7 protein-coding genes are annotated in these 7,648 nt (G+C 55.3%); all 7 read right to left on the bottom strand.

The features are described from left to right. Positions 1 to 397 precede the first annotated feature (397 nt). On the bottom strand, positions 398 to 1,261 hold the full coding sequence (locus WCI03_14775) for a hypothetical protein (protein MEI8141117.1): 864 nt from the start codon (positions 1,259 to 1,261) through the stop codon (positions 398 to 400). Positions 1,262 to 1,321: 60 nt separating this feature from the next. Further along, a complete protein-coding gene (locus tag WCI03_14770) occupies positions 1,322 to 1,912 on the bottom strand; it encodes a sugar transferase (protein MEI8141116.1) in 591 nt (196 codons plus the stop codon). Positions 1,913 to 1,915: 3 nt separating this feature from the next. Beyond that, complete coding sequence (locus WCI03_14765) at positions 1,916 to 3,196, bottom strand: LacI family DNA-binding transcriptional regulator (protein ID MEI8141115.1); 1,281 nt, start codon at positions 3,194 to 3,196, stop codon at positions 1,916 to 1,918. Then, a complete protein-coding gene (locus WCI03_14760) occupies positions 3,186 to 4,073 on the bottom strand; it encodes a nucleotidyl transferase AbiEii/AbiGii toxin family protein (protein MEI8141114.1) in 888 nt (295 codons plus the stop codon). Before WCI03_14760 ends, WCI03_14765 begins: the two co-directional genes overlap by 11 nt. Further along, positions 4,070 to 4,678: a hypothetical protein gene (locus WCI03_14755; GenBank protein ID MEI8141113.1), complete on the bottom strand. Its 609-nt coding sequence runs from the start codon at positions 4,676 to 4,678 to the stop codon at positions 4,070 to 4,072. The genes WCI03_14760 and WCI03_14755 overlap by 4 nt, the downstream gene beginning before the upstream one ends. 216 nt (positions 4,679 to 4,894) lie before the next feature. Then, on the bottom strand, positions 4,895 to 6,241 hold the full coding sequence (locus WCI03_14750; protein ID MEI8141112.1) for an ATP-binding protein: 1,347 nt from the start codon (positions 6,239 to 6,241) through the stop codon (positions 4,895 to 4,897). Positions 6,242 to 6,618: 377 nt separating this feature from the next. Beyond that, positions 6,619 to 7,563 carry an ATP-binding protein gene (locus WCI03_14745; protein ID MEI8141111.1) on the bottom strand — a complete coding sequence of 315 codons (945 nt, stop codon included), beginning with the start codon at positions 7,561 to 7,563 and terminating at the stop codon, positions 6,619 to 6,621. Between the last annotated feature and the right edge of the window lie 85 nt (positions 7,564 to 7,648).

Below are 7,648 nucleotides of genomic sequence, written 5' to 3'. Positions count from 1 at the left end.
TTTAACGGTCAGGGTTGGCACCCCCCGAGCCCCTCCCCAGTGTCTGAATCGCAGATTAAAGAGATAGCCGAACATGATTCCGCTGAAAAACCGCGACGGACGGCGAGGCCGCCGTCCCTCCCGTACTGAAAAAGCCCGCCATTTGAAGAATCTTGGGAGGGTCCGCGGCCATAGCGGACCGTCGGTATGGGGGTTTTCAGCGGAATCCGAACATATTGGGTGTCCCTTATCTGGACTATTTTATTGATGGCCCCCACGCAGTGGACGCCACCAGAGATTAAAAGATGCCGCTTCAATTGCACTATTTACGCACATTGCTAGACCACTGTGTGGTTTTATCCTCCCCGTTGCGACCACTGTGTGTTTTTATTCTCCCCGTTGCGACCACTGTGTGTTTTTATTCTCCCCGTTGCGACCACTGTGTGGTCGCAACAACCCCCGTCACCGCATTGAGCTGCAAGCAAGCCGCCCGGTCCAGCCGCGCAAAGCGCGGGAACGCCCCCGCCATGGAAAGCTCCAGCAGCCGGCCTACCGCGCACAAATCGAAGAGCCGCCCGCCCGGCTTATACCGCTCGCCGAAGAACTGGTGTGTGAGGCGGATCGCCCGGCCGCCCTGCGCTATTACCTCTTGGAGCACTCGCTTCTCGACTGGAGAAATGAACGGCGAGACGAACACATACCCCTGAGCCAAAAAGTCGGCAAGTTGTTCCGAGATTTGTAGCCACTGTGCCTCCGTCGTATGGCGCGAAAATTGCACGCTCACCCGGCGTGGATGCTCCAGTAAAAAACGGTTACCTACCCCCCAGAGCGGGATGCCGTCCGGCAAGGTCATCAACATCGCCACCTTCTCAAAAAGCGCCGGGTTAGCCTTCAATAGCCGATACCGGCGTACATTATCGCGGATGTAGGCCGCCTCCCGCGCCAGATGTTCGGGATCAAACACCAAACTGTCATACATGCCCTTTTCAAAAATGCGCACCCGACTACCGCCCATTGCCTCGGCGCAGGCCCGGTTTGCGCCTAACTTGAACCCGCGGATCACGCGCTGCAAGGTAACGTCCGGCGGCAAGTCGCGCACCACATGAACCAGAACATGCAGGTGATCCGGCATGATCTGGTACTGCCCGACCTTGACTTGGGGGTAATAACCGGGAATACCGAGCAATTCCTGCTGCACCAGGCAACCCTGCGGCGTAAGCGTGAACTCGTCCTGGGTGATATTGCAAAGCCGTACATGGGGCAGCGTCTTGATCGTTAGCATCGCCACACCAGCACGGTCGTAGTGGTAGTTTCTGGTTGGCCGGTTCCCCATGTTCAGCGCTTATCTCCCCGCCACCGCCCACACGGTTTTCAACAGGATCCCCACATCCCCCCAGAAGCTCCTTGTCTCCACATACTCTTCATACAGATCCAGCTTCCTGGGCAAAATCACATTACGATAATAGGCTTCCGGTTCCGGGGCGGCTGCCAGCAGTTCCTCTTCATTCCGGAACTCGATCGAAGCCGGATCCGTGATGCCAGGGCGGACGGCCAGTACCTTCGCCCACCGGTCCGGATACGCCTCGACCCACTTCCGGACTTCGGGTCTTGGCCCCACCAGTGACATGTCACCCACCAGCACATTCCAAAGCTGCGGAAGTTCATCGAGTTTAGTTTTACGCAACAGTTTCCCGACCCGTGTCACGCGAGCGGAACTGCCGGCATCAAAAGAGCCCCGTTCCGTTCCCCGCTGAACGGTCATAGTCCGAAATTTATATAGCGTAAACTCGCTTCCGCCTCGCCCCATACGACGCTGACGGAACAAGCCCGGCAGTCCGCTTTCCAGCATAACAGCCAGCCAAACCACGGCCAATAATGGGCTAAGGAGCACTACCCCAACCAATGCCCCGGTTATATCTAAAATACGTTTCATCGGTCAGTTATCCACTTTCTCGGTTGGCACATCGGATGCCGCTTCCGGCATCTGAAGCGCTTCAGATGGCGAAATAGCGGTGTCCTGAGGCAAGCTCACTCCCTCTCCCTGGGAGGGGAGAGGGTTGGGGTGAGGGTTGATTTCTTCGTCCGAAACGAGCGCTTGAGTGACTTCAGTCTCAGCGACTGGACTGGCTGATTCAGGCTCTGTGCCGCCGGGGACGGCGGCTACTACAGCAAGAGGGCGCGAAGCACCTGTAGTAACCGGCGTGTCGCCGGTACGGGAAATCACTGTGACAACAATCGGCGGCTTCGCCACTGTCGACTGGATAGGCGCCTCTGGCATGCTGTCACCATCGACAAGAACCGGCTCGAGCCGGACATCGCCGGGCACTGATCCCTCGATCGCCTGCTGGAGCAGGCGGGCGGCGGCCTGTCCAAGTTGGGTCCCACCGGGTTTAAGCACCGTCGGCCTCGGCACCAGATGCGCTACCACACCGAGACGATCCACCGCCACCACAGCCAAGGCTGAACCAAGGCGAAGCCCGGCCGGAAGTCCCCGGGAATAAAGCTCCAGCAACACCGCCGATGAGCCACAAAATACCGCCGTTACGCTCTCCGCCACCGGCAGGAATTCAGCAACCGAATTGAAACTCCGGACTGTCGCCCCACCCTGCGCGCAGGCCTCAAGAAAGCCGGTTGTAGCAGAGAGCGTGGAGCCGGGAGCGCCGAGGATGGCAATGCGTCGATGGCCTTTCTCGAGAAGACGCCGGGCGAGGCGGCGTTCGCCTTCCGCCTCATCTTCATAGACGGCCGGCAGTCCGGCTCCGGGTCTTCCAACGATGACGGCGGGAGCGGTGATCTTTGGCAAAGCGAGGGATTCCGATGGACAGACGACGAGGCCGGAAATTCCGAACTGAAGGAGACTGGTAATGCGAGCTGAGGCCGCCGGTGGGTCAGAGGGCAGATAAGCCACGACCAGACGAAACCCAGACTGCGCGAGCGCGGGTTCCAGGGAGGCCATCAGCCGATCCGCCGCAGGGAAGTCGGCCGAGACGGCCAAGCCCACAAGAGAATTCCGGCCAGCCGCCATGTCCAAGGCCGCGAGACTCGGTGAATACCCCATCTGGCGGATGAGGACCTGCACCTTCTCCTGGGTGGCTTGGCAAATGCCATATTGCTGTGCCCGGCCATTCACGATAGCCGAGACAGTGGCACTGGAGACGCTGGCCGCAGTGGCCACATCACGGAGTCGGACTCCGGTTTTGATACGTTTATTTGTCATGCAGCGGCTCTGCCGACATATGGGTTTTAAAATAATGCGCACATTTTTCAAACTGCGCCGCAATATCCGGGTTGATCCCACACTCACTTGCCAGCACGGCAAAAAGTTCTTCCCAGAATTTAGGTGGTGAGGCAAGCATTCTAGGAATTAAGTGGGTTTGCCGACATCCGAACGTATTGTGAATTGCTTGTTTAACTACAGCCGCATCCATTTCGCCACTATCAATCAACAGCGTCATGTCAACCAGATCCTTGACTCGGGAGTTTTCTCTACCTGAGCGAGGTCGCGTATAGGCATGTAGTTTTTCAGCAAACTGTTCTTCTCTGGAAATGGCCATGAATTCCATGCGGGCAATGCCAGCGAAAGCCAACCAATCCCGCCCCTTTACGACCTCGTATGAGTTGCGGAAAACATCCCCAACGCTGATATCTACATGAAAGCGGGCGAAAACGCGATCAGCGACCGATGCTATTACAGGGAATCGCATACCGATATCAGGAGCGGCCTCAAGTTCCATCGTCGCTTCCCCCGCTTGAAAATAGAAATAATCATTCATGTCGCAGTTTATCGCTGCTTGCAAAAGTGCCAGCATGGATGCAGACAATTCCCCAGGCGTGCTTCCTGCCGGACGCTGCTTCAGGCCGAGATCAATATCCCGTGTAGTGCGAGCCATTTTCATTCGTAGTTCCATGGCATACCCTCCCTTTAAAGCCCATTTGGATCCAGAATGATGGGAAAGTCTGCAGAGGAAACGATCAAAGGCAAGTTGGCGGCGCAAGCGCTGAACATCCGCACCTTCATCCGCAGCCAGTTTAATGAGCCGGTCTTCCAACCCCTTACGGAAAGCCTTTGCGGTTTCATACTGCTTTGCAATCATGAGAGGCTATTCTCCAGTCGATCATCGGCCCATGACGGGACATCCCCACGATCCCTCGCCTCCCTGAATTGAGCCACTGTGATAAGCCCGCGTTGGCGCGCCTCGCGGACGGCCTGCCGCACGATGTCCCTGGAAACACTCCCACTTCTTACGAGATCGAGCACTGACCGCAGGGGGGTTGTGACCGCATAACCGGACCTATGAAGAATGTCGCTCTCAGGCAATATCTCATGATGCAAAATCAGAACCGAGGGAAGAGGTTTTCGCCTTCGGAATGCTGGGGGTACGGTCATTTCCAGACGGACAGGCATGGCATCGGACAGATCATGGATGCGCAGTGCCGTGAGACGGGAATACACACCTTGAGGTCGCCCGCTTCGATCCCGTGACCAGAGCGCCCAGAGAATCAGTTGAGCGTTGTCACCCTGCGGATAACGCGCAAGGCGATAGATGCCACGGTACATTCGCAGCCAGTTTCCGACTCTAACATGGTATGGGTGAGTATTGTCAGCGAAGCCAGCGGCAATGGCTTGCCCAGTAGTAAAAAAGCCACTCTGACCATCGGCTACATCCCATATGTTGTCATTGGCTTCCCTGTGGTTCATACACGCATCCTCACATAATATGAGGATGCGAGCAATATGAAAGAATAACTTCTCGAGGCCAAGATCGAGACAGTAGCACTGGAGACGCCGGCCGCAGTGGCCACATCGCGGAGTCGGACTCCGGTTTTGATACGTTTATTTCTCATCTGAAGCGCTTCAGATCATGAATTACCATTTAATTAGGTGGCAGCCGACGTCCCGGCGGCTGATTGACCATTAAAGCCCCAACAAATACCTGACCAGTGGAATATACTGGACATGACCGATACGCCCTGGCGCGCGCTGCCGACCCAGAATCAGGCTGTTTTTATAGAGCATGACCTGTTTTAGTTCCTCCGGCCGGATCTGCGTGGTCCATTTGATTTCGACAGGAAAAAACGTTTCATTATGCAAATAGGCAATATCAACCTCGCCTTTGGCACCCTTGATATAATAGGTCTTCCCGTATTTCCGGTAAAAGTGCGCAGCAGCAACCGTCTCGACCAAGGCCGGAGTGCTTTCCGCAGTCATTTTCCCCAGCATTGTTTCTACGGCGTGAAAGATAAACGGATCCTCAAAATACAGTTTCTTCGCCTTTTTCGGCGCCGCCGACAGAGTATGTTCCGCCAAGGCCTCCTGGACGATCACCGCATGCATGTCTTCGAGGATCGCCACATAGTCACTCACCGTCTTGTGGTGTTCAATCGAAAGCTCCTTGGCCAGCGAAATCCAGGAAACCTGCGAAGCATAGGTCTTCATCATACCTCTTAGCACTTCAAGGAGATACTTCTCCTGCTTGTTGTGTTTCAGGATATCGCCACGTAGCCACTCCGCATACGTTCTGTACGTCGCCGCCTCGATGCGTCCGCCCCTGAGCATGTCCGCTATCGCCGTCAGATAGCCGCCATGCAGGAGATACTCATCAAACAGGGCTTCAAGTTGCGGCAGCCGTTCCTGATAGTCGGGCAAATCAATGGAAGTGTCCGCCTCCTTACAAGCGGCGACCAATCCGCTCAACCCGGGCACTTTGAGTGTTACCGTCTCGGCAAAACCGAGCGGGTGGAAGACGAAATCCACTTGAGCCGACCGGCCCCGCCGACCGGCGAAGCGCTTCATGGCCTCGCGTAGGATCGCACTGTCAGACCCGGACAAAATGAGTGTGGTCGATTCCAGACTCCCGGCGTCGGCCAGGAACTTAACCGCCTTGTCCCAGTCTTTCACATAGCTGATTTCATCAACGACAATCACCTGCCAGCCGCTCTTTCCCTCCAGTTCTGACACAATCTCCCGCCGCAGTTCGATATCGTCCCGAATCAGTTCTCCGGTCATAAACGACACATGATCCGGCCGCACCAGCCCATCCCTCAACACCTTCGCAATGAACTGCTTCAGACAAGTTGTTTTGCCGACCTGCCTCCCGCCTGTAATCATGAGAATGCCGGGCTCCAGAAATTCCGGCGTATTGATCAATGGCGAGACATACGAAAACGGCTGTAAAGCCGCACGTCGCAAATGTGGATCGTCCCGTAAGAACCGTTCAAGAGACTCCCTGAACAGATTATGAATCTGGAATTCGTCTTTCATATTTTTTGAGGATATTTAAACGCCTATATTTGGTCAATGATAATTATCCAAATATGGTCAACACTGAACTTCCAACGTTGAACAAAACCGCGTTAGCCCCGTTCGATGTTCGGCGTTGACTGTTGAATGTTCGATGTTCGTTTTCTTGGTTTTCTCATCTGAAGCGCTTCAGATCGCGGATTGCCAGGGAATTAGGTGGCAGCCGCCGTCCCCGGCGGCTGATTGATCTGGAAAGAAAATCGTTCGCCAGGGACGGCGAACGCCACCTAGTCCCTAACCCGGCATACTATATGGCGAAATACCCACCGGTCTTCTTGCTTCCGCGATACTCGATCCGCCCCTTCCCCTTGAGTTCTGCAAGCCAGCGCTCCACGGTTTTAGCCGGAACCTTCGCTAAGCCAATCAGGAAGGTAAAGCCGCTGCACGCCCTCGTAATCATCCCCCACCTCGCGGTCAAGGGTCAGTAATAACTTAGGATAATTATCTTTTACCGCTAAAAGGGGTACCGTTTCCCGTTGAACGGTCGCCTTGGAGGAAAGCAGGTAGGCAACCTGGATGTAGGTTTTTTTACCCTCACGCTCGGCCACGAAATCAATCTCGAGCGTGCCGAGTCGCCCGACAGACACACGGTACCCTCTGCGTAGAAGTTCAATACAAACCACATTTTCCAGCATTCCGCCAATATCATCCGCGCGATATCCGAGCAAGGCGGTGCGGAACCCAAGATCGCTGACGTAGTGCTTCTCGTTCACCTCAAGATGGCGGCGCCCCTTGATGTCGTAAAGCAGCACCCGGTGAGTGAGATGGGCATCTGCGAACCACTTCATATAGTTCAAAATGGTATCCACTCCAACCGAAAGTTTTTGACTTTTCAGAAACGCATTGATGCGGCTGGCGTTCGTGAGATTCCCAATGTTGTCAAAAACATACCGGCTGACCTGTTCGAGTAAAGCATAGTTCCGCACCTGATGACGCCGCACAATGTCCTTCAACATGATCGTATTGAAGACCCCCGAGACGAAAGGTTGGAACGTCGACTCAGCCAAAGGTCCGAACTCATGCAGTCCGGGCAGTCCGCCGAAGCGAAGGAATTGCCTGAAGGCCTCCCCCGTCTCGACTTCCTGCAACCCGTTAAAAACCCGGAACTCAGAAAATGAGAGCGGGAAAATTTGAACTTCAACATACCGACCCGCCAAAAGCGTGGCGAGCTCCCCTGATAAAAGATGGGCGTTGGATCCGGTGATCACCACATCGAGGTCACGTCGCCCGGACCAGTCCGCGACGATCCGCTCCCACTCCTCGATTTCCTGAATTTCATCGATAAAGATGTGGCAGACCTCCCGGCCTTTAGGCCCTGCGATTCAGACACTGGGGAGGGGCTCGGGGGGTGCCAACCCTGACCGTTAA

Source organism: bacterium (assembly GCA_037143175.1).
Taxonomy (GTDB): Bacteria; Verrucomicrobiota; Kiritimatiellia; order CAIKKV01; family CAITUY01; genus JAABPW01.
Note: the sequence above shows the minus strand (reverse complement) of the source record. Positions and strands in the feature narration are given on the sequence as shown.